Annotated in this window: 18 protein-coding genes; 7 read left to right on the plus strand and 11 right to left on the minus strand. The window is 73.0% G+C overall.

The features are described 5' to 3' along the window. Positions 1-91 precede the first annotated feature (91 nt). Complete coding sequence (locus B6R96_RS02305) at positions 92-856, minus strand: hypothetical protein (RefSeq protein ID WP_159396260.1); 765 nt, start codon at positions 854-856, stop codon at positions 92-94. A gap of 151 nt (positions 857-1,007) precedes the next feature. Continuing rightward, complete coding sequence (locus B6R96_RS02310) at positions 1,008-4,613, minus strand: S8 family serine peptidase (RefSeq protein WP_237291287.1); 3,606 nt, start codon at positions 4,611-4,613, stop codon at positions 1,008-1,010. A gap of 165 nt (positions 4,614-4,778) precedes the next feature. Between B6R96_RS02310 and B6R96_RS02315 the strand changes: the two genes are divergently transcribed. From B6R96_RS02315 to B6R96_RS02325, 3 genes are all read left to right on the plus strand, one after another. Then, positions 4,779-6,263, plus strand: a complete 1,485-nt coding sequence (locus B6R96_RS02315; protein ID WP_081521369.1) for a DHA2 family efflux MFS transporter permease subunit — start codon at positions 4,779-4,781, stop codon at positions 6,261-6,263. 4 nt (positions 6,264-6,267) lie between these two features. Next, positions 6,268-6,894: a DUF6629 family protein gene (locus B6R96_RS02320; RefSeq protein ID WP_081521370.1), complete on the plus strand. Its 627-nt coding sequence runs from the start codon at positions 6,268-6,270 to the stop codon at positions 6,892-6,894. Between the two features lie 91 nt (positions 6,895-6,985). Next, positions 6,986-8,626 carry a GMC oxidoreductase gene (locus B6R96_RS02325; protein ID WP_081521371.1) on the plus strand — a complete coding sequence of 547 codons (1,641 nt, stop codon included), beginning with the start codon at positions 6,986-6,988 and terminating at the stop codon, positions 8,624-8,626. Between the two features lie 133 nt (positions 8,627-8,759). On the opposite strand, the gene B6R96_RS02330 is transcribed toward B6R96_RS02325, so the two are convergent. The 4 genes from B6R96_RS02330 to B6R96_RS02345 form a co-directional block, all read right to left on the minus strand. Beyond that, positions 8,760-9,239: a carboxymuconolactone decarboxylase family protein gene (locus B6R96_RS02330; protein WP_030384846.1), complete on the minus strand. Its 480-nt coding sequence runs from the start codon at positions 9,237-9,239 to the stop codon at positions 8,760-8,762. Then, positions 9,236-10,318: an NAD(P)H-dependent amine dehydrogenase family protein gene (locus B6R96_RS02335; protein ID WP_081521372.1), complete on the minus strand. Its 1,083-nt coding sequence runs from the start codon at positions 10,316-10,318 to the stop codon at positions 9,236-9,238. Before B6R96_RS02335 ends, B6R96_RS02330 begins: the two co-directional genes overlap by 4 nt. A 70-nt stretch (positions 10,319-10,388) precedes the next feature. After that, positions 10,389-10,610 carry a DUF6126 family protein gene (locus tag B6R96_RS38930; RefSeq protein ID WP_443069880.1) on the minus strand — a complete coding sequence of 74 codons (222 nt, stop codon included), beginning with the start codon at positions 10,608-10,610 and terminating at the stop codon, positions 10,389-10,391. Between the two features lie 16 nt (positions 10,611-10,626). Then, complete coding sequence (locus tag B6R96_RS02345) at positions 10,627-11,298, minus strand: helix-turn-helix domain-containing protein (protein WP_081521373.1); 672 nt, start codon at positions 11,296-11,298, stop codon at positions 10,627-10,629. Between the two features lie 248 nt (positions 11,299-11,546). Between B6R96_RS02345 and B6R96_RS02350 the strand changes: the two genes are divergently transcribed. Further along, positions 11,547-12,527, plus strand: coding sequence for a magnesium transporter CorA family protein (locus tag B6R96_RS02350; RefSeq protein ID WP_237291288.1), 981 nt, complete (start codon positions 11,547-11,549; stop codon positions 12,525-12,527). A gap of 194 nt (positions 12,528-12,721) precedes the next feature. Here B6R96_RS02350 and B6R96_RS02355 read toward each other — a convergent pair whose 3' ends face one another. After that, on the minus strand, positions 12,722-14,254 hold the full coding sequence (locus B6R96_RS02355) for an ATP-dependent DNA ligase (protein WP_081521374.1): 1,533 nt from the start codon (positions 14,252-14,254) through the stop codon (positions 12,722-12,724). Between the two features lie 152 nt (positions 14,255-14,406). On the opposite strand from B6R96_RS02355, the gene B6R96_RS02360 reads away from it, so the two are divergent. Then, on the plus strand, positions 14,407-17,115 hold the full coding sequence (locus B6R96_RS02360; protein ID WP_081521375.1) for an alpha/beta fold hydrolase: 2,709 nt from the start codon (positions 14,407-14,409) through the stop codon (positions 17,113-17,115). Next, positions 17,112-17,984, plus strand: coding sequence for an ABC transporter permease (locus B6R96_RS02365; RefSeq protein WP_030384840.1), 873 nt, complete (start codon positions 17,112-17,114; stop codon positions 17,982-17,984). Before B6R96_RS02360 ends, B6R96_RS02365 begins: the two co-directional genes overlap by 4 nt. A gap of 159 nt (positions 17,985-18,143) precedes the next feature. Here the strand turns inward: B6R96_RS02365 and B6R96_RS02370 are convergent, their stop codons facing one another. Next, the gene (locus B6R96_RS02370) at positions 18,144-19,097 is read right to left on the minus strand and encodes an aldo/keto reductase (RefSeq protein WP_081521376.1); all 954 of its coding nucleotides are present in this window, start codon (positions 19,095-19,097) and stop codon (positions 18,144-18,146) included. A 277-nt stretch (positions 19,098-19,374) separates the two neighbouring features. Here B6R96_RS02370 and B6R96_RS02375 point away from each other — a divergent pair, with 277 nt between their 5' ends. Next, positions 19,375-20,094, plus strand: a complete 720-nt coding sequence (locus B6R96_RS02375; protein ID WP_159396261.1) for a hypothetical protein — start codon at positions 19,375-19,377, stop codon at positions 20,092-20,094. Positions 20,095-20,108: 14 nt separating this feature from the next. On the opposite strand, the gene galK is transcribed toward B6R96_RS02375, so the two are convergent. From galK to B6R96_RS02390, 3 genes are read right to left on the minus strand one after another with little or no spacing between them, the layout of a single operon-like run. After that, complete coding sequence (gene galK, locus B6R96_RS02380) at positions 20,109-21,269, minus strand: galactokinase (RefSeq protein ID WP_081521378.1); 1,161 nt, start codon at positions 21,267-21,269, stop codon at positions 20,109-20,111. Continuing rightward, on the minus strand, positions 21,266-22,309 hold the full coding sequence (gene galT / locus B6R96_RS02385) for a galactose-1-phosphate uridylyltransferase (protein WP_081521379.1): 1,044 nt from the start codon (positions 22,307-22,309) through the stop codon (positions 21,266-21,268). The genes galK and galT overlap by 4 nt, the downstream gene beginning before the upstream one ends. Positions 22,310-22,322: 13 nt before the next feature. Continuing rightward, on the minus strand, positions 22,323-24,149 hold the full coding sequence (locus B6R96_RS02390; RefSeq protein WP_081521380.1) for a glycoside hydrolase family 35 protein: 1,827 nt from the start codon (positions 24,147-24,149) through the stop codon (positions 22,323-22,325). Between the last annotated feature and the right edge of the window lie 19 nt (positions 24,150-24,168).

Here is a 24,168-nt window from a genome sequence, read left to right on the forward strand (position 1 = left end):
TTGCGCAGGGCCCACGGGGAGCGCGGGTGATGGCCTCGCACAGGCCCGCTGCGATCTCGTCCTGCGGCGGGGGCGGCCCGGGCGCAGGCCCTCATGCAGCGTGGGTGGGGGCGAAGACGGCCTCCCGGAAGGCCGTGCGCAGCGGGCCCTGCCCGTCCGACGGGAGGAGGACCGCCCAGCGGTGGTGGCGGGGGGAGACCCACAGGGCCGGGCCGCCGTCGTGCGGGGCGTGGTGGGTCCAGACGCCGTGCGGGGCGGGGTGCCAGAGCAGGCCGCGGGCGGGGGTGAGTTCGCCGGTGCGGATGCGGAGCGACTCGGCCGTCCAGGCGCGGCTGATCCCCTCCGCGCCCGCCGCGCCGACCGCGCCCGCCGGGTCCGCCGGAGCCAGGAGGTGGCACAGGAAGCGGACCAGGTCGGTGAGGGGTGCGCGCAGGGTGCCGTCGGCGAAGCCGGTTCCGGTCATGCCCAGGGGGTGCCACACCCGGGTGGCCGCGAGGTCGGCGAGCGGGCTGCCGGAGAGGTGCTCGGCGAGGCGGGTGAGGGCGGGGGTCCCACCCGGATGTGTGAGGAGGTGGTGGGCGGTGGTCCCGGCGGGGGTGTCCGCGGCGGCAGCCTCCCCGTACGCGGCGAGCGGCGTGTGCAGCCGCAGGGCGCCCTCGTCGACGAGGGCGCCGAGGGCCGGCCAGAGCGCGATCACATCGGCCAGGCCTCCTACGTCGAAGGAGGCGCCGGCGGGATGTCCGGCCTCCGAACCCGCCTGTGGTCCCTCGGGTCCGCCGACGGCCCACACCGCCCCGGGGTCGGCGCTCTCCACGAGGGCACGGACGGCGGTGTCCCGGTCGCACAAGGAGGTCATGGTCGCCCACGGTAACGAGCCGGAGGGCGGCCTTGCGGCAGGTCGCGGCCCGGTCCGCGGTCCGGCCACCCGAATGCCCCCACCCGCATGCCCCCGCGCACGCGGAAGGGGCGGGGTGCCCGCCGGCACCCCGCCCCCTCCTGTCGGCGGACTAGCTCTTGTCAGGGCGGTCCGTCACCCGCAGGGTGTTCAGCAGGGGCTTGCCGAATCCGCTGTGCGTGACGAAGCGGACGTTGAGCACCCCGTCCGTGACCGTGACCGTGTACGTGCGGGTCAGGGCCTTGTAGGTGCCCGCCTCCAGGGAGATGTCCAGGGAGGGCAAGACCTGCGTGCCCTCGGCCAGGACGTCGAAGACGCGCTTGTTCGGCTTGGTGGAGGAGAGCTCCGCGAAGCCCAGCTCCACCGTGTAAGTACCGTTCGGCACGTTGTCGAAGCGGTACTCGTACATGCCTTCACGGGCGTTGCGGAACAGCCGCTGGTCGTCCGTGCCGGCGATGGTGCGGCCGGTGGACTGGACGGTGCCGTTGCCCTGGTAGCCGTACGAGCCGGCCGTGTACTTGCGGTCCGGGGACCAGGTGTCACCCAGGCTGTCCGTCGTGGCGTAGCCGGATCCGGCGTCCAGGCCGACCTGGTAGCGCGGAACGACGACCTTCACCGGGACGGAGAGGACCGGGGTCCGGCCGCTCGCCGAGGTGATCTTCAGGTCGGCGGTCAGGACCGCTCCCGGGGTCAGTCCGGTGGTGTCCACCGAGAGGGTGACCGGGACCTTCGCGCCGGTCGCCAGGTTGCCGGTGGCCGGTGTGGCGGTCAGCCAGGTCGCGTCCTCGGACACCGTGAACGCGGTGCCGAGGCCCGGGTTGGTCAGGTCCAGGGTCCGCGTCCGCTGCTGGTTCGCCGGGAGGACGACCTCCACGGACGGCTTGGACGCCGTCACCTTTCCGGTGCGCAGGGACTGCGTCACGGACGTCACGTCGGCGGCCTTGATGTTCACCGTCGCCGTGGCGGACTCGTACTGGGGTGCCGCCAGCGAGACGGGCAGCGAGCCCGACGGGCTCTGGACGACGTATCCGCCGTCCGCCGCGGTGGTCGCGGAGACCGCCGAGTCACCCGTGCCGACGGTCACCGTGGCGCCCGCGACGCCGTTGCCGTCGTTGGCGTCGAGGACCCGGCCCGCCACCACGCCGCTCTTGGTGGTGCGGAAGGCGATGGACAGGCCGTCCGTGATGGCCGCGGTGTTGTAGGAGTACTTGAAGGCGTCGGTGCCGGTCGCGTTCTCCACGCCGACCGTGGCCGTGGAGCCGCCCTTGATGCCGGTGCCGCCGGTCCCCTTGTAGGAGTAGGAGACGGTGCCGTCCTCGCCGACCGTGGCCGAGAAGGAGAACTTGTCGGCCTGGGCCGACCAGTGGGACACCTGGCGCCACTCGATCACGTAGCTGCGGTGCGGGGCGGTGCCGGTGACGGCGGTGAAGACACCGGAGCCGCTGCCCGGGGCACCGACGACCAGATCGTCCCAGAACGGGTACAGGGCCGCGTTGGGCGTGGCCGTGCTCGGGAGGTCCCCGTTGATGTCGCCGGTGTTGTTGCCGCCGAAGCTGACGGTGCCGTTGGTGCCGATCCACGCCTGGCCGTACGTCTTGCCGTACAGGGGGAGCGGGAAGGGCAGGTCGACGCGCTCGGTGGTGTTGTCACCGGTGAGCGCGAGCTGGCGGGTGCCCTCGGCGTACGGGCGGTCGCCGGCGGCGGCGCAGGCGTAGCCGTAGCCGTCGGTGCGTTCGGGCAGGTTCACCGCGACGGTGGCGTCGCCGGCGACGGTGACCTTCGCCGTGCCGCCGGTGAGGCAGCGGGAGGCGTGGGTGGCGTTCACGTCGTACGTGCCGTGCGGCAGGGTGACCTCGAAGCGGCCCTGGGCGTCGGTGGTCGCGGTCACGGGGGTGTCCGCGACGGTGACGGAGGCGCCGGCGGCGGGGCCGGCGGCCGAGGAGACCGTGCCGGTGAGCTTGCCGGAGGCGGCCTGGGTGAGGGTGAAGTCGCCCGTGGCGGTGCCGTTCTCGGTCACCGTGGCCGTGGCGGTCTGCTGGCCGTAGCCGAACTTGGCGGCGGTCAGGGTGTAGTCGCCGACCGAGAGGGAGGCGAAGCGGTAGGTGCCGTCGGCCGCGGTGGTGGTCGTACGGTCGATCGGGCCGTCGGCGGTGATCTTCACGCCGGCGACGGGCTGGTCGCCGGAGCGTACGGTGCCGCCGAGCGAGCCGATGGCGCCGCGCGGGGCGGCGTTCACGGCGGCGAGGATGTCGAGGCGGCCCTCACCGAAGACGTTGTTGTCGGCGGCGTTGCCACCGCACTGGCTGCTGTCGGTGTCCAGGGCGGTGCCGTCCAGGAGCGACTCGGTCTGCGCGAGGTCGCCCTCCAGGGCGGGCGCGGCGGACCAGAGCAGGGCCACGGCGGCCGCGGTGTGCGGCGAGGCCATCGAGGTGCCGGAGAAGGCCTCGTACCCGCCGCCGGGGACGGAGGAGCGCACGTTCACGCCGGGGGCGGCGATGTTGGGCTTGACGATGCCGCCGGGGCCCGCGCCGCGCGAGGAGAACGAGGCGATGGCGTTGTTGATGTCGAAGGCGCCGGAGCTGTAGGAGCTGGCGTAGTCGCCGGGCGAGCCGGCGGTGTTGCAGCTCGGGCCGGAGTTCCCGTTGGAGAAGGCCGGGAAGATGCCGGCGGCCCGCCAGGTGTCGACGATCTGCTGGTACCAGGTGTCGCCGCCGCTCCCGCCCCAGGAGTTGTTGACGATGTGCGGGGCCAGGTCCGGGCGCGGGTTCTGGCCGTTCAAGTCGGTCGGGGCGACGATCCACTGGCCGGAGGCGAGGAGGGAGGCCTCGGAGCAGGAGTTCGACTCGCAGCCCTTGGCCGCGATCCACTTGGCGCCGGGGGCCACGCCGATCTTGTTGGCGCCGCCGTCGTCGCCGACCATCGTGCCCATGGTGTGGGTGCCGTGGTCGTTGTTGTCGCAGGGGGCCGCGGTGGTGCACACGCCCGCCGGGTCGAACCAGTTGTAGGCGTGGTCGTAGGTGCCGTCCGCCTTCTTGCCGCGGTACTGGTTGTTCACGGCCGGGTGCGTGTAGTCCACGCCGCTGTCGATGTTGGCGACGACGATGCCCTCACCGCGCACACCGACCTGGTCCCAGACCTGCGGGGCCTTGATCCGGTCGATGTTCCACTCGATGGCGTCGGCGACGGCCTTCTCCCGCTTGCCCCCGGTGGGCTCGGGGAGGTCGACCTTGTCGTCGGCGTCGATCCGGGCGACCTCGGGGCGCTGGGCGAGGGTCCCGGCGAGCTTCTGGCTGCCGACGACGCGGACGGCGTTCACGATCCAGTACGAGGTGTACTCGGCGCCGGCGCCCTGCAAGGCCTTCACGACCTCGGCCTGGCTGCGCGCGGCGTGGTCCTTCTTGATCCGCAGAACCGTTTCGGCCTTGGCGGCGCGGGTCTGCTGCTTCCCCGCGGCGGTGAGGTCGGCGGCGCTGTCGAGGTAGACCCAGAAGGCGGCCTTGGCGGATTCGTCGAGCTGGGTGCGGAGCTTGGGTTCGATCTTGAGCTCGGCGGCGCTCGGTCCGGGGACCGGGTCCGGCGCGGCCGCGGCGACGCCCGCGCCGATCGGCAGGAGCAGGACCGAGGTGAGGGCGGCGAGCGCCGTGCGTAAGGACCGGGAAGGCCGTGACGGTCCCGTGGATCCTGAGGACCGTGAGGACCGGTTGTTGCGTTGGGCCACGTGTTGTCTCCTCGTACGCCGTGTGCGGGTTGTGCGGGAAGGGTGCGCGTGACGTGCGCGGGTCATGGTGAACGAGGCGTCATGCTCATTACAAGGGGGGCTTTTCAGCCGTCCTCCGGCGCGCCCCCGGTGGCCCGTACCGGCCGGGCGGGCCAGCCTGAAGTCATGACCGCCGCCGCCGAGCCCTATGTCCCCGATGTCCGGCTGGCGTCCGCCCGCGGCCGGTGGATCCTGCTGACCACCGTGCTCGGGTCGACCATGGCCATGCTCGACTCGACCGTGGTCAACGTGGCGCTGCCCCGCATCGGGGAGGACCTCGACGCCGACCTGGCCGTGCTCCAGTGGACGGTGAACGCCTACCTGCTCACCCTGGCCGGGCTGATCCTGGTCGGCGGGGCGCTGGGCGACCGCTTCGGGCGGCGCCGGATCTTCGTGCTGGGCGTCGTGTGGTTCGCGGTGGGTTCGCTGCTCTGCGGGCTCGCACCGAACGCCGGGGTACTGGTGGCCGCCCGGGCCCTGCAGGGCGTCGGCGGGGCGCTGCTGACACCCGGCTCCCTGGCCCTGATCCAGGGCTCGATCCGGGCCGCGGACCGGGGCCGGGCGGTGGGCCTGTGGTCGGGCCTGGGCGGGGTGGGCGCGGCGGTGGGGCCCTTCCTCGGCGGCTGGCTGGTGGACGGACCGGGCTGGCGGTGGGTGTTCCTGCTGAACGTGCCCGTGGCCGCGCTGTGCGTGCCGGTGGCGCTGCGGCACGTACCGGAATCGCGGGACCCGCAGGCGCACGGACGCTTCGACGTGGCCGGGGCGGCGCTCGGCGCGGGCTCCCTCGCCCTGATCACCTACGCGCTGATCGAGGCCCCCACGGGGTCGCCCTCGGTGATCGTCGCGGCGGTGGGCGGGATCCTGCTGGGCGTCGCCTTCGTCCTCGTGGAACGGCGGCGGGCCGATCCGATGGTGCCGCCGGGCATCTTCGCGTCCCGGCAGTTCACGGCCGTCAATCTGGTGACGCTGTGCGTGTACGCGGCCTTCGGCGGGTTCTTCTTCCTCATCGTGCTCCAGCTCCAGGTGGTGGCCGGATACTCGGCACTGGGGGCCGGGGCCGCACTGCTGCCGACGACCGTGCTGATGCTCCTGCTGTCGGCCCGCTCGGGCGAGTTCGGTGAGCGGATCGGTCCCCGGATCCCGCTCACGGTGGGGCCGATGCTGTGCGCGGCCGGAATGCTGCTCATGCTGCGGATCGGGCCGCAGGCCTCGTACGTGGCCGACGTGCTGCCCGCGATGGTGGTACTGGGCATGGGCATGGTGACCCTGGTGGCTCCGCTGACGGCGACCGTGCTGTCCTCGGTGGACCCCGGCCGGGCAGGTCTGGCCAGCGGCATCAACAACGCCGCGGCGCGGGCCGCCGGACTGCTCGCGGTGGCGGCTCTGCCGCTGCTGGCCGGGATGGGCCCGGAGTCGTACCGCTCGGCGACCCAGTTCGACGCGGCGTTCGGCCGGGCCATGCCCTGGTGCGCCGGGGCGCTGCTGGTCGGCGCGGTCGTGGCGTGGACGACCGTACGCTCCCCCGCGCCCGAAGCGGCGTGCCACCCGCAGTGCCAGATGCACTGCGCACTGGTCTCTCCCCCGCTCGAACCCCCCGAGCGGCGCGGCTGATCCCGTGTGCTGGAGCGCGACGGCCGACCTGGTGGCGGGCACGGCGATCTGCGCCGCCGGGATCGTGTGCGTGGCGCGGGTGCGGCGGGCCCGTGATCTGCCGATCGCCGCGCTGCCCCTGCTGCTGGGTGCGCACCAGCTGGTGGAGGCCGCCGTGTGGCGGGCGGGCGACGGCTGCTCGCCGGCCGCCACCGCCTGGGCCGTGATCGCCCTGCCGCTGCTGGCGCTCTGGGTGCCGGCCGGGGTCCTGCTGGCGGCCGCGCCCGAGGTCCGGTGGCGCCTGTGGGGGCCGCTGGCCGCCGGTCTGGCCACGGCCGCGGTGCTCTCGTACTGCCTCGCGACCCGGACGGTGACCGCCGAGATCCGGGGCCACACCATCGGCTACGGCGTGAATGTTCCGTGGATGCCGCTGGTCCTGGCGGGCTACCTGTTCGCCACGCTGGGCTCCTTGCTGCTCGCTGGTGACCGGCGGCTGCGGATCCTCGGCGTGGTGCTGGCAGTGGGGGCGCTGGCCTGCTCAGCGCTGTGGCGGCTGGAATTCGCCTCCACCTGGTGCGCCTTCGCGGCCGTCGCGTCGCTGCTGGTCCTGGGCCGGGTCCGGCGCCCTCCGGCCGCTTCCCCTGTCACGTGATCGACCGAAAGTTACCTAGACGTATGTAGTGACTTCACACGCGGGCGGCAGTAGAACTCGTTCCCATTCCACCACGAGTGAGGAACGTCACATGAGCGAAAGATCCCTACCCAAAACCGGCTCGAACGGGCTTTCCCGTCGCGGTTTCCTCGGTAGAACAGGTTCCATTATTGGCGCGGTGGCGTTGGCGGGTCACATCACCCCGGCGCACGCGGCCGCCCCACCCGGCCCGATCACCGACGGCGCCCGCGTACCGGTCCTGGTCATCGGCACCGGCTACGGCGGATCCGTCGCGGCCCTGCGACTGGCGCAGGCGGGTGTGGACGTGCAGATGATCGAGATGGGCATGTCCTGGGACACCCCGGGCTCGGACGGCAAGATCTTCCCGAAGGTGACCACCCCGGACTACCGCTCCTTCTGGCTGCGCACCCGGACCAAGGCGCCGCTCAGCAACTTCCTCGGCTTCCCCATCGACAAGGACGTCCCGAAGTACACGGGCATCCTGGACGCCGAGGACTTCGCCGGCATCACGGTCTACCAGGGCCGCGGTGTCGGCGGCGGTTCCCTGGTGAACGGCGGCATGGCGGTCACGCCCAAGCGCGCGAACTTCGCCGCCGTCCTCCCCTCGGTGAACGCCGACGAGATGTACGACACCTACTACCCGAGGGCCAATGCCGGCCTCGGGGTCGGCATGATCGACCCGGCCTGGTTCGACACCGCCGACTGCTACCAGTTCTCCCGCGTCGGCCGCAAGCACGCCCAGCGCTCCGGCTTCGCCTGGACCTTCGTGCCCGACGTGTACGACTGGGACTACATGGAGCGGGAGGCCGCCGGCACCGCCACCAAGTCGGCCCTGGCCGGCGAGATCCTCTACGGCAACAACCACGGCAAGAAGTCGCTGGTGCAGACGTACCTCGCCCAGGCGAAGGCCACCGGCAAGGTCGCCATCTCGGCCCTGCACAAGGTCACCTCGGTCTCCCCCACTGCCGCGGGCGGCTACACGGTGGCCATCGACCAGATCAACACCACCGGTGACACCGTGGCCACCAAGACCGTGACCGCGGACCGGGTCTTCTTCGCGGCCGGCAGCGTCGGCACCAGCAAGCTGCTGGTCAAGCTGAAGGCCACCGGAGCACTGCCGAACCTCAACGGTGAGGTGGGCAAGGGCTGGGGCGAGAACGGCAACGTCATGTGCGGCCGCGCCAACCACCTGTGGGACCCGACCGGCAAGCTCCAGTCCACCATCCCCTGTTCCGGCATCGACAACTGGGACGCGGGCGGTGCCTTCGCCGAGGTCGCGCCGCTCCCCACCGGGATCGAGACGTACGCCTCGTTCTACCTGTCGATCACCAAGAACCCGAACCGCGCCGAGTTCACCTGGAACGCGGCGACGGGCAAGGCCGAGCTGAGCTGGCAGACCGCCTGGAAGCAACCGTCCATCTCCATGGCCAAGACGATCTTCGACAAGATCAACTCGAAGGAGGGCACGATCTACCGGACCGACCTGTTCGGTGGCAACAAGATCTGGAACGACACCCTCACCTACCACCCGCTCGGCGGCGCGGTCCTGAACCGGGCCACCGACAACTACGGGCGCCTGCACGGCTACACCGGCCTGTACGTGATCGACGGCGCGCTCATCCCCGGCAACGCGAGCGTGAATCCCTTCGTCACCATCACGGCACTCGCCGAACGCAACATAGAGAAGATCATCGCCACCGACCTTCCGTAGGGCCGCGTCCTCCCCCCAGCGGCCGGGGCCGTTCGGACCTCCCGAACGGCCCCTTTTGCTTGCCCGCGCCCCATGCGTGCCCGCGGCCCTGCTTGCCCGCGGCCCTTGCGTACCGCCTTCGCGCGCCCGCCGCTCAGTGCCCGGGCAGCACGCAGACGCTGTCCAGGCCCAGCACGTGGTTGAGGCGGCCGAAGGCCAGCCAGGACCCGATGCTCATCGTCAGCTCCACGATCTCGAGCTGGCTGTAGTGCGCGGTCATCCGGTCCCAGAACTCCTCGTCGAGCCCGTGGTGGTCCAGGGTGTACCGCTCGGCGTACTCCGCCGCCAGCCGGGTCCGCTCGTCGAACGCGTCCGTCGTGCGCCAGTCGGTGACCGCGTCGGAGAACTCCTCCTCGACCTTCTCCCCGTCCCGCTCGGTGCGCCAGTCCAGGCAGAAGACGCACCCGTTGATCTGCGCGACGCGCAGCCGGGCCGCCTCGAACTCGCGCAGGCCCAGGGTGGTGTGGGCGTACACCGACAGGGAGAAGTTGGCGGCGGCCATGCCGATGCCGGGGACCATGTCGCCCCACACGTACTCGATCGGGTGCTGGCCTTCGGGGATGTCGATCCTCATGACTGTTTCCTTCCGAGTCTGCCGATGGCGGGGCGCAACGGGATGTCGAGGGCGTCGTAGAGTCCGGGTTCCGCCTCGACGAGCCAGTCGATGGCGCCGACGAGGCGGCCCACGGCGGTGGCGTTGCCCCCCGCCGAGCGGTTCTCGCCCTCGTCGGTGGCCTCGATGGTGACCTCGATGCGCGGCCGGCCCTCGATGACCACCCGGTGGGCGCCGTCGCCGCCGTCGGGCGGCACGGGCCAGTCCGGTGCGCACGAGGGGTGGATGCGGGTGACGTGCTCGATGACGATGCGCGGCTCGCCCTCGACGATGCCCTGCACCTCGAAGCGGATCGCGCCCTGGGTGCCGGCCTCGAACTCGCCCATGGTCCGGGTGGTCACCGTGGTGTCGAGGGCCCGGCGGTCCGACGTCTCGCGGATCTCGTCGAGTTCGACCCCGAGCGCGCGGGCCATCATCCGTATCTGCCCGCCCCACACCATGGTCGGGATGGAGGGCATGAGCATCATCGGCTCGTAGTCCAAGGGCTGGCCCATGCCCACGAGGTGACGGACGGAGTCGGGCTGGTCGTAGGTGGAGTAGTCGAAGATCTCCTGGCAGCGGATGACGTCGATGGTGGTGCCGAGTCCGCTGAGCAGGAGCGGGAGGACGTCGTTGCCCCACCCGGGATCGACACCGGAGGCGAAGAGCGAGCCGCCGCCCTCCGTGACGGCGGCGAGCACCGGGTCACGGAACTCGGGCGGGGCATTGCGGTGGTCGTACAGCGGGTACAGGGCGGGGCTGACGACGACCGCCCCGGACCGGACGGCGCGGGTGATGTCGGCCAGGGCCTCGTCGGGCCGGACGTCCCCGGACGCGGCGTACACGACGGCGCGGGGGCGGGCGGCCAGGACGGCTTCGATGTCGTCGGTGGCCTCGACGCCCAACAGGCGGTCGAGTTCGCCGAGTTCGCCCGCGTCGCGGCCGACCTTGGCTGGATTGTGGACGATGACTGCGCAGAGTTGGAGCGCGGGATGGGCCTCGACGGCACGGATCGCCAGACGGCCCACGTTGCCGGTACCCCAGACAACCGTGGAAATCATGCGCGGAGGGTAGCCACAGGTCCCTCACGTTGCCAGAGTCGCGCGGGCCGAACTCGTCCGCCCCGGCGGGTTACTGGTTCTGGCCACCCAGGACGAAGAGGAGGTAGACGAAGAAGGCGAAGAGGTGGCCGACGAACAGGTAGGCGATCAGCCGGATGATCAGGCCGCGCGGGAACTTGGATTCGAAGCGGGCCCGTATGGTCGTGGACGTCGTCGCGGTCGTGGACGTGGACGTCGTCGCGGTCGCGGACGTCGTCGCGGTCGCGGTCGTGGGCTTCTCGGCTCCGGACATGGGTACGGCTCCTCCGCTATCGGTGGTGCGTGGTCGAGGGCGTGGTCGGCGCCGTCGTGGTGGCGCCGCCGAGGCACAGCCCGGCGAGACTGCTCTGCAGCAGTGTGTGGACGAAGAGCAGGTCGGCCCCGCCCGAGGAGGCCGCTCCGATCCGGTGCGGTGTGAGCGAGTCGAAGTGGGCGCTGTCCCCCGGCTCCAGGAGGTGCTCGGCCTCGCCCAGGTGCAACCGCAGCCGCCCGTCCAGGACGTACAGCCATTCCTCGCCGGGGTGTACGCGGACCAGCTCGCCCTGGCTGCGGCCGCGCGGCACGTGCACGCGCAGCGCCTGCATGCCCCGGCCGGAGCCGCCCGCCTGCCAGTACGTCCAGCCGTCGGCCTCGCGGGCACCGGGGCCGCCGGCCCGTACGATGGGATCCGCGACGGCGGGGGTCTCGCCGAGCAGCTCGGAGACGGTCGTGCCGTAGGTGCGGGCGAGTCCGAGCAGGAGCGGCAGCGAGGGCTGGCGCCGGCCGGTCTCCAGGCGGGACAGGTGGGCGGGCGAGAGCCGGGCCCGTGCGGCGGCGGCCTCCAGGGTGAGTCCGGCGCGGCGGCGCAGGTCCCGCAGTTGCGGGGCGACGGCGGTCAGCTCGTCCGCCGGTTCGTCGGTACCGGCCGCGCCTTCGGGGCCGGTGTCGGATCCGGGTGTCATACCCCGATTGAGCCAGACTCTTGCCTGCCTGGCAAACCACTTTGCCTCTGAGGCAAAGCGCCGGCGTCGCAGGTCCGGCCCTCACCTGATCGAGGCCCGTTGCCGGGCGAATGCGTCACCGCGGTTGCACGGGGTCCCGCTCCGTACAGGCTGGAGCCACGGCTCCGAATGACCCATGGCACGACCCGCGGCACGACCCGCGGCACGACCCACGGCACGACCCACGGCGAGGGACGATGATCGTATCGATGATGTCCATGCCGGAGGGCACCCTGACCCGCGGCCACGTGTCGCAGGCACGCGCGCGTCTCGCCACGTCCCCCTTCCTGTTCGTGGACGTGGAACTCCCCGAGGACGGCGCACCCGACGAACCCCCGCTCGTCCACCTGCTCGGCCTGGAGGCCGAGGGCGTGGGATGGCTCGGGCGCAAGGGGGAGTCCGCCCGGGCGGACATCGTCGGGGACAGCGGCGCGTTCGTCGTACCGGCGGTCGACGCGGACCGGGTCGTCCAGGTCCACGCCCTGGTGACCGAGCGGTACCTCCTCACGGTGCACCGGGGGCCGGCCGCCCTGATCGCGGACGTCACCGCCCGGTTCCCGCTCGAAGGCCCGCGGGACTCCGTGGCCATGCTGTTCCTGCTGCTGGACGAGGCCATGGAGACCTACCGCCGGGCCGCCGTCCGCGCCCTGCTGGAGGTGGAGGACCTGGAGGACGAGATGTTCCGCCGGCGCGAGCCCGAGCAGATCTACCGCCTGGCACGACTCAGGCGTACCGCGGCCCTGCTGCACCACACCCTCCTCCCCTACCACCGGGTGGCGGAGGAGACCGTCACCCGCCGGGTGATGAACCGCGGCTTCCAGGAAGAGCGCGAGCAGCTCGTCCGCGAGTACCGGCGCACCGCGAATCTGGTGCTCACGGACATCGAGTCCCTCCAGGAGACCGCCCGACGGGCCTTCGGCAGCTACTCCTCCCTGGTGTCGGGCGACCAGAACGGCGTGATCAACCGCCTGGCGGTGGTATCGACGATCTTCCTGCCGCTGACCTTCCTGACGGGGTTCTTCGGCATGAACTTCGCCTACCTGACGGACGAGCTGGAGAGCAGGGCCGTCTTCTGGCTGCTGGCCGTGGGCCTTCAGGTGGCCTTCCTGCTCGCGGCCCTCTACGTACTCCACCGCACCCGCCTATGGCGCAGACTCCGCGAGGACGACAGCGACCTCGACGACGAGTAACCCGGCGATCCCCCTACGGGGAGTCCTGCTGATCAGGCCCGGATCAGGGAACGGGGTCCGGCGCCATGGGGTCTCCCCGGGCCCGCCAGGGCCGAGGGGATCGCAAGGCGGACGAGGGAGTCGATGCGGAGCATCGACGACCGAGGACAACGCGGCGAGGCGCAGTGCCGGACCCCGCGAGCCCGGCAGGACACCTAGGTCGTGTGGGACCCCAGGACCGTGTCCACCGTGTCCGCCTCGGTCGGGGTCTTGTCCGGGCGGTGGCGCAGGACGCGCGCGAAGCGCAGGGCCACTCCGGCCGGGTAGCGGGAGGAGCGCTGGAGGCCGTCGTAGGCGATCTCGACGACCAGTTCCGGACGGACCCGGACGGTGAAGCCGTCGTCGTCGACCGCCAGCTCGCGCAGCCGCTCCGTCTGCCAGCGCAGCATCTCGTCGGTGAGTCCCTTGAAGGTCTTGCCGAGCATGGCGTACGTCCCGTCGGCGGTACGCGCCCCCAGGTGCAGGTTCGACAGCAGGCCGGTGCGCCTGCCGTGGCCCCATTCGGCGGCGAGGACCACGAGGTCCAGGGTGTGCACCGGCTTCACCTTGAGCCAGTGCCTGCCGCGCCGGCCGGCCGCGTAGGCCGATTCCAGCGCCTTGACGACGACCCCCTCGTGGCCGCGGCGCAGCGTCTCGGCCCAGAACTCCTCGGCCTCGGCCCCCTGCTCCCCCGGGTCCTCGACGGCGAGCCGGCGGACCCGGGCGGCCTCGGGGACGAGCGCGGTGAGGGCCGCGTACCGCTCGCGCACCGGCAGGTCGAGGAGGACGTCCTCGCCCACGGCCAGGACGTCGAAGAAGTAGGGGGCGACCGGGAGCGTACGGCGGGCGGCCTCGACGTCGACCCGGGATCCGACGCGGCTCGCGATCTCCTGGAAGGGGACGGGCCGGCCGTCCGCCGCCCGTCCGATCACCTCACCGTCGAGGATGAACCGCTCTCCCGGCAGCGACCGGGCGAGCTCCGCCACCTCCGGCAGCCGCCCGGTGATCTCGTCCAGGGAGCGCGTGTAGATCCGTACGTCGTCGCCCTCGCGGTGGACCTGGACCCGGATCCCGTCCAGCTTCTCCTCGACCGCGCACGGCCCGAGCACCGCCAGCGCCTCGGCGACCGATTTCGCCGTGCCCGCCAGCATCGGCTGTACGGGCTGCCCGACGCGCAGCGTGACCGTGCGCAGGGCCTCCTCGCCCTCGGCCAGTACGGCCACCGCCACCCGGGGCAGCGAGCCGTCCAGCATCACCGCCCGGCGCAGGGCCGCGGCCGGCACGCCGGCAGCCGCGGCCACGCCTTCCAGCGCCACCGCGTCGAGCGCGCCCTGGCGCACCTCGCCGGACAGCAGGCTGCGCAGGAACGCCTGCTCGGCCGCAGTGGCCCGGCCCAGCAGGTCGGCGAGGATCCGGCTGCGCCGCTCCACGGAGCCGGCGCCCGACACCGTCGCCAGTTCACCGACCGCGGTGTCGACGTCCCGGACGGTCAGGGCGGGGTCGGCCGCCGGTTCGACCTCCTGGCCGAGCGTGCGCCAGCCGATGCCCGGGCGGCCCTGCGGGAGGCGCCCGGAGAGGTAGGAGATGACCAGGCCGGCCTCCTCGGGCGGCGCGGCTGCGAAGAGCTCCGCGAGCAGGGCGGTCTTGCGGGACCGCGCGGAGGTCTCGGCGACCTCCCGGGACACGCGTGCGACGTCGGCCAGCAGCATGCGGCCATCCTCCCGCCCCGGTTCGTACCGCGCAGGTCGGCGGCGCATACCGCAGGTGCGGTACGCCCGTGGCTTTGCGTGGTCCTTGAGAAGGTCTGGGGTTCCGCCTGTGGGTGCTCGGCGCCCGGGTACCGGCCGTTTAGGGTTCCCATATGAAGCTCCGAATGCCCCGGCGCCGCCGCGACCGCCTCCTCGCGGGCGCCGCCGCGCTCGCCGTCGTGGCGGGCGCCGGTACGTGGACGGCCGCGTTCGCGTCCGACGACGCGCCGCCCGTGCACCGCGAGGACCAGGTCCTGTCCATGCCCGGTGCCGGGATCGACACCTCCTACTTCACTGCGGGCGGCGGCGCGGAGAAGCGTCCCGCCGTGCTCCTCGGGCACGGTTTCGGCGGCAGCAAGGACGATGTCCGCGAGCAGGCCGAGCGCCTCGCCCGGGACGGGTACGCCGTGATGACCTGGTCGGCGCGCGGCTTCGGCCGTTCCGAGGGCCGGATCGGCCTGAACGACCCCGAGTACGAGGTCAAGGACGTCTCCCGGCTGATCGACTGGCTCGCGGCCCGGCCCGAGGTGAGGCTCGATGCGGCCGGTGATCCGCGCGTCGGCGTCTCCGGGGCCTCGTACGGCGGCGCGATCTCGCTGCTGGCGGCCGGCCACGACCGGCGGGTGGACGCGATCGCCCCGGAGATCACCTACTGGAACCTCGCGGACGCCCTCTTCCCGAACGGCGTGTTCAAGAAGCTGTGGTCCGGGATCTTCTTCACGAGCGGCTCGACCGACGGGATGCAGCAGGCCGTTCCGGGTCGGCGGCCCGGTACGGCACCGGCCGCGCCCGGCTGCGGACGCTTCCAGCCCGAGCTCTGCGCGATGTACGAACGCGTCGCGGTGTCGGGCCGGCCCGATGCCGAGGCCCGCGCCCTGCTGGAGCAGCGCAGTCCGTCGGCCGTCGGGGACCGGATCAAGGTGCCGACCCTGATCGTGCAGGGACAGGACGACTCCCTCTTCCCGCTGGGTCAGGCCGATGCCATGGCTGCCGCCATCGCGGCGAACGGCGCGCCCGTCTCCGTGGACTGGGCGGCCGGCGGTCACGACGGGGGCATGCGCGAGGCCGAGCGGGTCGAGGCCCGGGTGGCCTCCTGGTTCGACCGCCACCTCAAGGGGGACGACGGCGCCGACACCGGCCCGGCGTTCCGCGTCACGCGCTCCGGCGGTATCGACTCCACCGACGGCGAGGTCACGCTGCGCGGCGCGAGCGGCGAGCGCTACCCCGGTCTGGTGTCCGGCCCGCGCGAGTTCGCCCTGACCGGTCCGGAGCAGACCTTCGCCAATCCGGCGGGCGGTGCACCGCCCGCACTGTCCGCGCTGCCGGGCATCGGCGGGCAGCTCGCCGCCTTCGGCGCCGGGTTCTCGCTGGACTTCCCCGGGCAGAACGCCCGGTTCGAGACGGCGCCGCTCGGCGAGGACCTGCGCATCACCGGCACCCCGACCCTCACCCTGAAGGTGAGGTCGACGGCTGCGGACGGTGCGGCCGTTCTGTTCGGCAAGGTGTACGACGTGGGGCCGGACGGCCGGCAGCAGGTGCTGCCGAGCCAGCTGGTCGCCCCCGTGCGGGTGGAGAACGCCCAAGAGGGCACGACCGTGCGGCTGACACTGCCCGCGATCGACCACGAGGTCCCGGCCGGGCACCGGCTGCGGCTGGTGGTCGCCGCGACCGACCTCGGCTACGCGACCCCGGCGGCGCCGGCCACCTACACCGTCGCGGCACAGGGTCCGCTGGCCGTGCCCGTCGCCCCGGAGGTACGGACGGCCTCGGCCGGGCTGCCCGCCTGGACCTGGTGGCTGCCGCTGGGCGCGCTCGCGCTGGCCGCGGCGCTGCTGGGGCTGCGGCGGACCGGCCGGGGCTCCGGCGGGCCGCGGTCCGGCGCGGCGCAGCCGGATCCCGCACTGGCCGACGTACCGCTGGAGATCAGCGGTCTGACGAAGCGCTACGCGAAGGCGCAGGACCGGTACGCGGTGCAGGACCTGTCCTTCCGCGTGGAGAAGGGGCAGGTGCTGGGGCTGCTCGGGCCCAACGGAGCCGGGAAGACCACCACCCTGCGGATGCTGATGGGACTGATCTCGCCGGACGCCGGGGAGATCCGGGTGTTCGGCCATCCGGTACGGGCCGGCGCGCCCGTGCTCTCGCGGGTCGGGGCCTTCGTCGAGGGCGCCGGATTCCTGCCGCACCTGACGGGCCGCGCCAATCTGGAGCTGTACTGGCAGGCCACCGGCCGGCCGGCCGAGGACTCGCACATGGCCGAGGCCCTGGAGATCGCCGGGCTCGGCGACGCGCTGGAGCGCGCGGTACGCACGTACTCGCAGGGCATGCGCCAGCGGCTGGCGATCGCGCAGGCCATGCTCGGGATGCCGGACCTGCTGATCCTCGACGAGCCGACGAACGGGCTGGACCCGCCGCAGATCCGGGAGATGCGGGACGTGATGATCCGCTACGCGGCGGGCGGGCGGACGGTCATCGTCTCCAGCCACCTGCTGTCGGAGGTGGAGCAGTCCTGCACGCACCTGGTGGTCATGGACCGCGGGCAGCGGGTCGCGGCGGGCGAGGTCGCCGAGATCACCGGCGGCGGGGACACGCTGCTGGTGACGCTGGCGGAACCGGCGGACGAGGTGAGCGTCGAGAAGGTCGCGGCGCTGGAGGGAGTGGGTTCGGTGGTGGTCGCCGACGACGGGCTGCTGGTACGGCTCGAAGGCGCGACGGCCGCGGGGCTGATCGCCGAACTCGTACGGCTGGAGGTGCCGGTGAGCGGAGTGGGACCGCACCGGCGACTGGAGGACGCGTTCCTCACCCTGATCGGAGGTGCGGCATGAGCACGGCGACGACGGTGCAGGAGGTGGCCCCGGGCTACCGGGCGAGCCGCACGCTGCCGCTGCGCGTGGAGGCGCTGCGGCAGTGGCGCCGGCGGCGGACGCTGGTGATGGGCGGGGTGCTGGCCGCACTGCCCTTCATCATGATCATCGCGTTCGCGGTGGGCGGCGGGCCCGACGGCGGGCGCGGCGGGAACAACCGGATCACGCTGATCGACACGGCGACGGCCTCGGGCGCGAACTTCGCCGCGACCTGCCTGTTCGTGTCGGCCGGCTTCCTGCTGGTGGTGCCGGTGGCACTGTTCTGCGGGGACACCGTGGCCTCGGAGGCGAGCTGGTCCTCGCTGCGCTACCTGCTGGCCTCGCCGGTGCCGCGGGCTCGGCTGCTGTGGAGCAAGCTGGTGGTGGCGCTGGGCTTCAGCCTGGCGGCGATGGTGCTGCTGCCCGTGGTGGCACTGGCAGCGGGCACGGCCGCGTACGGCTGGGGGCCGCTGAAGCTCCCGGCGGGCGGGGCACTGGCGGCCGGGGACACCGTGCCGCGGCTCGCGCTGGCGGTGGCCTTCATCTTCGTGTCGCAGCTGGTGACGGCGGGCCTGGCGTTCTGGCTGTCGACGCGGACGGACGCGCCGCTGGGCGCGGTGGGCGGGGCGGTCGGGCTGACGATCGTCGGCAACGTCCTGGACGCGGTGACGGCGCTCGGCTCGTGGCGGGAGTTCCTCCCGGCGCACTGGCAGTTCGCGTGGGCCGACGCCCTGCAGCCCCAGCTGGAGTGGGGCGGGATGGTCAAGGGGGCGGTGGTGTCGGTGTCGTACGCGCTGGTGCTGTTCGCCCTCGCCTTCCGCGGGTTCTCCCGCAAGGACATCGTGTCCTGAGTCCGCAGGGACGACAGGAAACGGGGACACACGGACGGCCCACGGCCCCGGCACACAGCCGGGGCCGTGGGCCGTTCCCGTGGGCCGTCCGTGGCCATGCGGCCGCATCCGAGAGCGGCGCACCCGGCCGGGCCGTCCCTTCCGGATCCTGCCGGGGTGTCACTCGGGCTTCTGCGCCCCCGGGATCGCGTCGATCGCGGCCAGCAGCTCCGCGTCCAGCGGGCGGTCGGCGACGGCCGCGTTGGCCCGTACCTGCTCGGGGGAGGTGGCTCCCGCGATGACGGAGGCGCAGCCGGGCTGGGCGGAGAGCCAGCCGATGGCGAGTTCGAGGACGGTCCGGTCGTGCTTCTCGGCGAGCGCCGCGAGTGCTTCGACGACGTCGAGGCGCTCCTCGGTGACGTACGAGTCGCGGCCCTCGAGGCGGGAGCCGGCCGGTACGGGTGCACCGCGGCGGATCTTGCCGGTCAGCAGGCCGTTGGCGAGCGGGAAGTACGGGAGCACGCCGACGCCGTAGTGGAGGGCCGCCGGGACCAGCTCGCGCTCGACGGACCGCTCCAGCAGCGACCACTCGTTCTGCGCCGACACGAAGGGGACCGAGCCGGTCTCGCGGGCGACGTGGGCGGCTTCGGCGAGCTGCCAGCCGGAGAGGTTGGAGTGGCCGATGTAGCGGACCTTGCCCTCGGCGACGAGCTCGGTGAGAGCGGCCAGGGTCTCGGCTATCGGGGTGGCCGGGTCGGGGCTGTGCAGCTGGAGGAGGTCGATGTGGTCGGTGTCGAGGCGGCGCAGGGACTCCTCGACGGCCCGCCGGATGTAGGCGCGGCCACCGCGGGATCCGGCGGCGGGCCCGTACTTCATGTCCACGCCGTCGTAGCCGAACTTGGTGGCGAGGACGACCTGGTCGCGACGGCCCTTGAGGGCCTGCCCGAGGTGGACCTCGGAGCCGCCGGCGCCACCGTAGATGTCGGCGGTGTCCAGGAGGGTGATGCCCGCGTCCAGGGCGGCGTCGACGACGGCGCGGGTGGCCTGGGCGTCCAGTCGGCCGCCGAAGTTGTTGCAGCCGAGGCCGACCGCGGAGACCTGCAGTCCTGAACTGCCCAGGGGGAGATAGCGCATGCGGTTCTTTCCTCCGACTCGACGATTACATGATCAACTGAACGTTCAGTCTAGGCGGCCGGACCGATCGACGGACCGGAATGCGGGCAGCGGGCCGTGAACACCGTGTGACGCGCGCGGGCTCCACGACCCTGCCGGCCGCCCGGCCCACCGCCGGTAATTTGACCGTATGGATCATGACCTCGCCGCCCCGCCCGGGGCGGGGGTCGCCACCCGAAGGAGAACCGTGAACCGCAAACTGATACCGGCCGCTGCCGTCGCCACCTGTGCGGCCGCCGTGCTCGCCTTATTCGCCGGTCCCGTCAACGCGGACGACACCCCCGGCCCCGTACCCTCCGCCAGCGCCCAGCCCACCAGACCCGCCTCGCCGACCGCCCGCCCCACGGCCGTGCCGTCGGTCATGCCGTCGGGCACCCCCGTCCCCGGCCACACTCCCACCCAGGGTCCCACCACCGCACCCGGCCCCGGCGTCACCCCGAACCCCACCGTCGCCCCGCAGCCCAGCAGGACCCCCACCGGCAACCCCGGGGGCGGCGGCGAGACCCCCGCACCCGGTTGCCCGCGCACCGTGCCCCAGCTGCCCACCCCCGAGGACGTCCCCGCGTACGGCAGCGTCACCGTCGACATGTGCGCGACCGACCACCGCACCGGCCGCGGCAAGCTCGTCTTCACCTCCTGGTCCGACAGCAACGACCCCATCACCTACCGCGTCACCCTGCGGTGGACGTACGAGGGCAAGCCCGAGGCCGGATGCGAGGGGTGCTGGTCCTCCGCCCGCTACGAGTACACCGAGGACGTCTACGTCAACGACGCCGTCCACGCCGAACCCCTCGCCGTGCGGTTCGTCATCCAGCACCGCGGCGAACTGATCGGTGAGCAGCGGCCCGGCACCGGCGTGAGCGTGGTCGCCGTCCAGCCCATGGAACCCGCCTGGCAGGACAACCCGAGGTTCGTCGCCCCGGTGCCCGGCGCCACGCAGCCGGCCCCGTCCTCCTGACCCCTCCCCCGACACTAGGCGAGTCGGGTGGCGCCCGGGGACGGGGCGGCCGCCGTGATGCGGGGCGGCGCGAAGTCCGTGCGGCGGAAGGCTTCCGTCACCGCGCGCGTCACCGCCTGCTCGGCCTCCGCGTCGATCAGGGCCAGTGCGGACCCGCCGAAGCCGCCGCCCGTCATCCGGGAGCCGTACGCGCCCGCCGCACCGGCCGTTGCCACCGCGAGGTCGAGCTCCGGGCACGACACCTCGTAGTCGTCGCGCAGCGAGAGGTGTCCCTCGGTGAGCAGCGGGCCCGCTTCGCGCAGCCGGCCGGCGCGCAGCAACTCCTCGATCCGCAGAACCCGTTCGTTCTCGGTCACGACGTGCCGGACCCGCTTGCGGCGCACCGGGTCGTCGAGGCGGGCCAGCGCCCGCTCCAGCCCCTCGTACGGGATGTCGCGCAGGGCGGCCAGGCCGAGGGCCTCGGCCGCCCGGTGGCAGGAGGCCCGGCGCTGGGCGTAGGCCCCGTCGGCCAGTGCGTGCTTGACCCGGGTGTCGATGACGAGGAGGCGCAGGCCGGCCGAGGCGCAGTCGAAGGGGATGCGGCGCTGTTCGAGGGTGCGGGTGTCCAGGTGGAGGGCGTGTCCCTCGGTGGCGCACGCCGAGGCCATCTGGTCCATGATCCCGCAGGGGACACCGACGTACGCGTTCTCGGCGCGCCGGGCGAGTACGGCCAGTTCGGGACGGGTCAGGGCGATCCCGTAGAGGTCGGTGAGGGCCAGCGCGGTGGCCACTTCCAGGGCGGCGGAGGAGGACAGGCCGGCGCCGGTCGGTACGTCGGAGCGGACGTGCAGGTCGGCGCCGCCGACCGGAAGTCCCGCGTCCAGCAGCGCCCACACGACCCCGGCCGGGTACGCGGCCCAGTGCGCGGCGCCCTGCGGAGGGCTCGCCGGATCGAGACCGGCGAGGTCGAGGGTGACGGCACCGGAGGAGGTGTCGGCGGAGTGGACCCGCAGGATCCTGTCGGTGCGCCGGGCGGCAGCCACCTCGGTGCGCTGCGGGAGGGCGAAGGGCAGGGCGAAGCCGTCGTTGTAGTCGGTGTGTTCGCCGATCAGGTTGACCCGGCCGGGGGCCGCCCAGACGCCCTCGGGCGGGTACCCGTACAGCCGCCGGAACTCGTCCTGTGCCGCGTCGCTCACGCGCTCGCCACCTCCCGCAGCCGCGCGGCCGCGTCCTCGGGCAGCACGTCGTTCATGTAGGCCTCCATGCCGGACTCGGTACCGGCCAGGTACTTCAGCTTGTCGACGGTCCGGCGGACCGTGAAGAGCTCCAGGTGGAGTGCGAAGTCCTCGCGTCCCTCGCCCGTGGGGGCCTGGTGCCAGGCGGAGATGTACGGGGTCGGCTCGGGCCGGTCGAAGAGCCGGTCGAAGCGGCGCAGCAGCTCCAGGTAGACCCGCGGGAACTCGGCGCGGGCGGCGTCACCGAGGGCGGGGAGGTCGGGGACCCGGTGGCGCGGGTAGAGGTGGACCTCGTACGGCCAGCGCGCCGCGTAGGGCACGAAGGCGGTCCAGTGCTCCGTTTCGAGGACGACCCGGCTGCCTTCGGCGCGTTCGGCGGCGAGCACCTCCTCGAAGAGGTTGCCGCCGGTCCGGGCGCGGTGGCCGGCGACGGTGGCGAGCATGCGGGTGGTGCGCGGGGTGACGAAGGGGAAGGCGTAGATCTGGCCGTGCGGATGGGCGAGGGTCACGCCGATCTCGGCGCCCCGGTTCTCGAAGCAGTAGACCTGCCGGATCCCCTCGCGGGCGGAGAGCTCGGCGGTGCGGTCGCTCCAGGCGGCGAGGACGAGGCCGGCGCGTTCCTCGTCGAGCTCGGCGAAGGAGGTCCGGTGGTCGGGGGTGAAGCAGATGACCTCGCAGCGGCCGGTGTCGCCGGCGAGGGAGGGGAAGCGGTTCTCGAAGACGGCCACCTCGTAGTGGGGGGCCGGGATCTCGCTCGCGCGCGCCTCGGTGGAGGGGCACAGCGGGCAGGCGTCGGCGGGCGGGTGGTAGGTGCGGCCCTGCCGGTGGGAGGCGATGACGACGTGGTCGCCCAGCAGCCGGTCGCGCCGTACCTCGGAGCCGGTGGCCGGGGCCGACGCGTCGAGCGGGCGGGTGTCGGGGTAGGCCCGGGCGGCGCCGTCGCCGGTGTCGTAGTAGAGGATCTCGCGGCCGTCGGCGAGGCGGGTGCTCGTGCGCTTCACGTGGGGAATTCTCTCATTCGAGGGTGACGACCGTGGTGCGGCCCAGGTCGGGGCGGTCGCGCAGGGGCAGTTCGGTGCCGGGGCGCTCCAGTTCGAGCACGATGATCTCGTTCGTGGTCCCGGTGCCTGTGCCTGTGTCTGTGCCTGCTCCTGCGCCGCGCCAGAGGGGTCCGGGGGCGTAGAGCGTGCGCTGCGGGCCGCGGGGTGAGTCGTAGTGGCCGAGGAGGAAACCGTTCAGCCAGACCAGGCCGGTCCCCCATCCCGACATGTCGATGAAGGCGTCGGCCGGCCCGTGCGTCGTGAGGTCGTGGGTGAAGCGGTGGAAGGCGGGGCGACCCGGCTCCGCGGGGTCCGGTGCGAAGTCGAGCCCGGTCGGGTCGGTGAGCGGCAGCGGCCGGATCTCCCACTCGAACAGCAGCTGATGGCCGTGGCGGACGCCGCGCCAGATGCCCTTGCGGTCGTCGAGCAGCGGCCCGTAGTTGACCCTGCCCTGCGCCCGCACGAGTACGTCGAGCACCACGCCCTCCTCGCCGACCGGCAGGTCCGGTCCTTCGTCGGGGGCATTGCGGTCGAGGACGCCGAGGGGCACCCCGTCGGCGAAGAGGTACGCGCGGTCGCCCAGCCCGTCGATCCTGACGGGCATGGCCGGCCGCGGTCCGGTGACGGTGGTGCGGTAGTGGATCAGGCCGTGGCTCTGCCCGAGCCGCTCCATGGACTCGGGGGCGGGGCGCAGCACCGGCGGGCCGCCGAGCAGGTCGAGGTGGCCGAGCAGCTCGGCGGTGCCCGCGGGGGTGGCGAGGGCGGGGGTGATCCGGGGCAGCGGTTCGGGCAGCGGTGTGTCCGGGAGCGGCACGTACGTGCCGATGACCTCGCGGAACGCATGGAACTTGGGGGTGAGTTCGCCGGCCTCGCCGATGGGTGCGTCGTAGTCGTAGCTGGTGACGGTGGGCTGGTAGCCCGCTTCCCCGGGGCGGGATCCGGAGTGGTTGGCGCCGGCCCAGAAGCCGAAGTTGGTGCCGCCGTGGGCCATGTACAGGTTGACGGAGGCGCCGGTGGCGAGGAGTTCGTCGAGCGAGCGGGCCGCGTCGTCGACGGCGCGGACGTGGTGGTCCTCGCCCCAGTGGTCGAACCAGCCGATCCAGAATTCCATCGCGGCGAGCGGGCCGGTCCGCTGGTAGCGGCGCAGCGCTTCGAGGCGTTCGGCGGGCCGGGCGCCGAAGGTGGCGGTGGCGAGCCGTCCGGGGACCGTGCCGCCCTGGAGCATGGCGTCCTCGGGGCCGTCGGCGGTGAACAGCAGGCAGTCCACGCCGCGGGCGACCAGGGCCTGCTCCACGTGCCTGCGGTAGCGGGTGTCGTTGCCGTACGAGCCGTACTCGTTCTCGATCTGCACGGCGACCACGGGCCCGCCGCGGCCGGCGAGCAGCGGCAGCAGCTCGGGGACCACGAGGTCGAACCAGCCGTCCACCTCGGCCTCGAACCGCGGGTCGGAACAGCGCAGGTGGAGGCCGTCGACGGCGAGGAGGCGGGCGGGCAGGCCGCCGAAGTCCCATTCGGCGCAGATGTACGGGCCGGGGCGGACGATGGCGTCGAGTCCGAGGTCCTGGGCGAGGCACAGGAAGCGGGCCAGGTCGCGCGGACCGGTGAAGTCGGCCTTCCCCGGGGCGGTTTCGTGGAAGTTCCAGGGGACGTAGGTGTCCACGGTGTTCACGCCCAGGGCGCGCAGGCGGGCGAGGCGGTCCTCCCACAGGTCGGGGTGCACCCGGAAGTAGTGCAGGGCGCCCGAGACGATGCGGTGGGGGCGGCCCGCGCGCCGGAATCCGTCCTGGTCGTGGCTGAGCATTGCCTGGCTCCCGGGAGTG

This window comes from Streptomyces sp. Sge12, from assembly GCF_002080455.1.
Lineage (GTDB): Bacteria > Actinomycetota > Actinomycetes > Streptomycetales > Streptomycetaceae > Streptomyces.

Excerpts from the sequence above, each read along its gene's own strand:
- B6R96_RS02305 (WP_159396260.1), bottom strand. The coding sequence starts at position 856 with ATGACCTCCTTGTGCGACCGGGACACCGCCGTCCGTGCCCTCGTGGAG.
- B6R96_RS02315 (WP_081521369.1), top strand. The coding sequence starts at position 4,779 with ATGACCGCCGCCGCCGAGCCCTATGTCCCCGATGTCCGGCTGGCGTCC.
- B6R96_RS02325 (WP_081521371.1), top strand. The coding sequence starts at position 6,986 with ATGAGCGAAAGATCCCTACCCAAAACCGGCTCGAACGGGCTTTCCCGT.
- B6R96_RS02330 (WP_030384846.1), bottom strand. The coding sequence starts at position 9,239 with ATGAGGATCGACATCCCCGAAGGCCAGCACCCGATCGAGTACGTGTGG.
- B6R96_RS02335 (WP_081521372.1), bottom strand. The coding sequence starts at position 10,318 with ATGATTTCCACGGTTGTCTGGGGTACCGGCAACGTGGGCCGTCTGGCG.
- B6R96_RS38930 (WP_443069880.1), bottom strand. The coding sequence starts at position 10,610 with ATGTCCGGAGCCGAGAAGCCCACGACCGCGACCGCGACGACGTCCGCG.
- B6R96_RS02345 (WP_081521373.1), bottom strand. The coding sequence starts at position 11,298 with ATGACACCCGGATCCGACACCGGCCCCGAAGGCGCGGCCGGTACCGAC.
- B6R96_RS02350 (WP_237291288.1), top strand. The coding sequence starts at position 11,547 with ATGATGTCCATGCCGGAGGGCACCCTGACCCGCGGCCACGTGTCGCAG.
- B6R96_RS02355 (WP_081521374.1), bottom strand. The coding sequence starts at position 14,254 with ATGCTGCTGGCCGACGTCGCACGCGTGTCCCGGGAGGTCGCCGAGACC.
- B6R96_RS02360 (WP_081521375.1), top strand. The coding sequence starts at position 14,407 with ATGAAGCTCCGAATGCCCCGGCGCCGCCGCGACCGCCTCCTCGCGGGC.
- B6R96_RS02365 (WP_030384840.1), top strand. The coding sequence starts at position 17,112 with ATGAGCACGGCGACGACGGTGCAGGAGGTGGCCCCGGGCTACCGGGCG.
- B6R96_RS02370 (WP_081521376.1), bottom strand. The coding sequence starts at position 19,097 with ATGCGCTATCTCCCCCTGGGCAGTTCAGGACTGCAGGTCTCCGCGGTC.
- B6R96_RS02390 (WP_081521380.1), bottom strand. The coding sequence starts at position 24,149 with ATGCTCAGCCACGACCAGGACGGATTCCGGCGCGCGGGCCGCCCCCAC.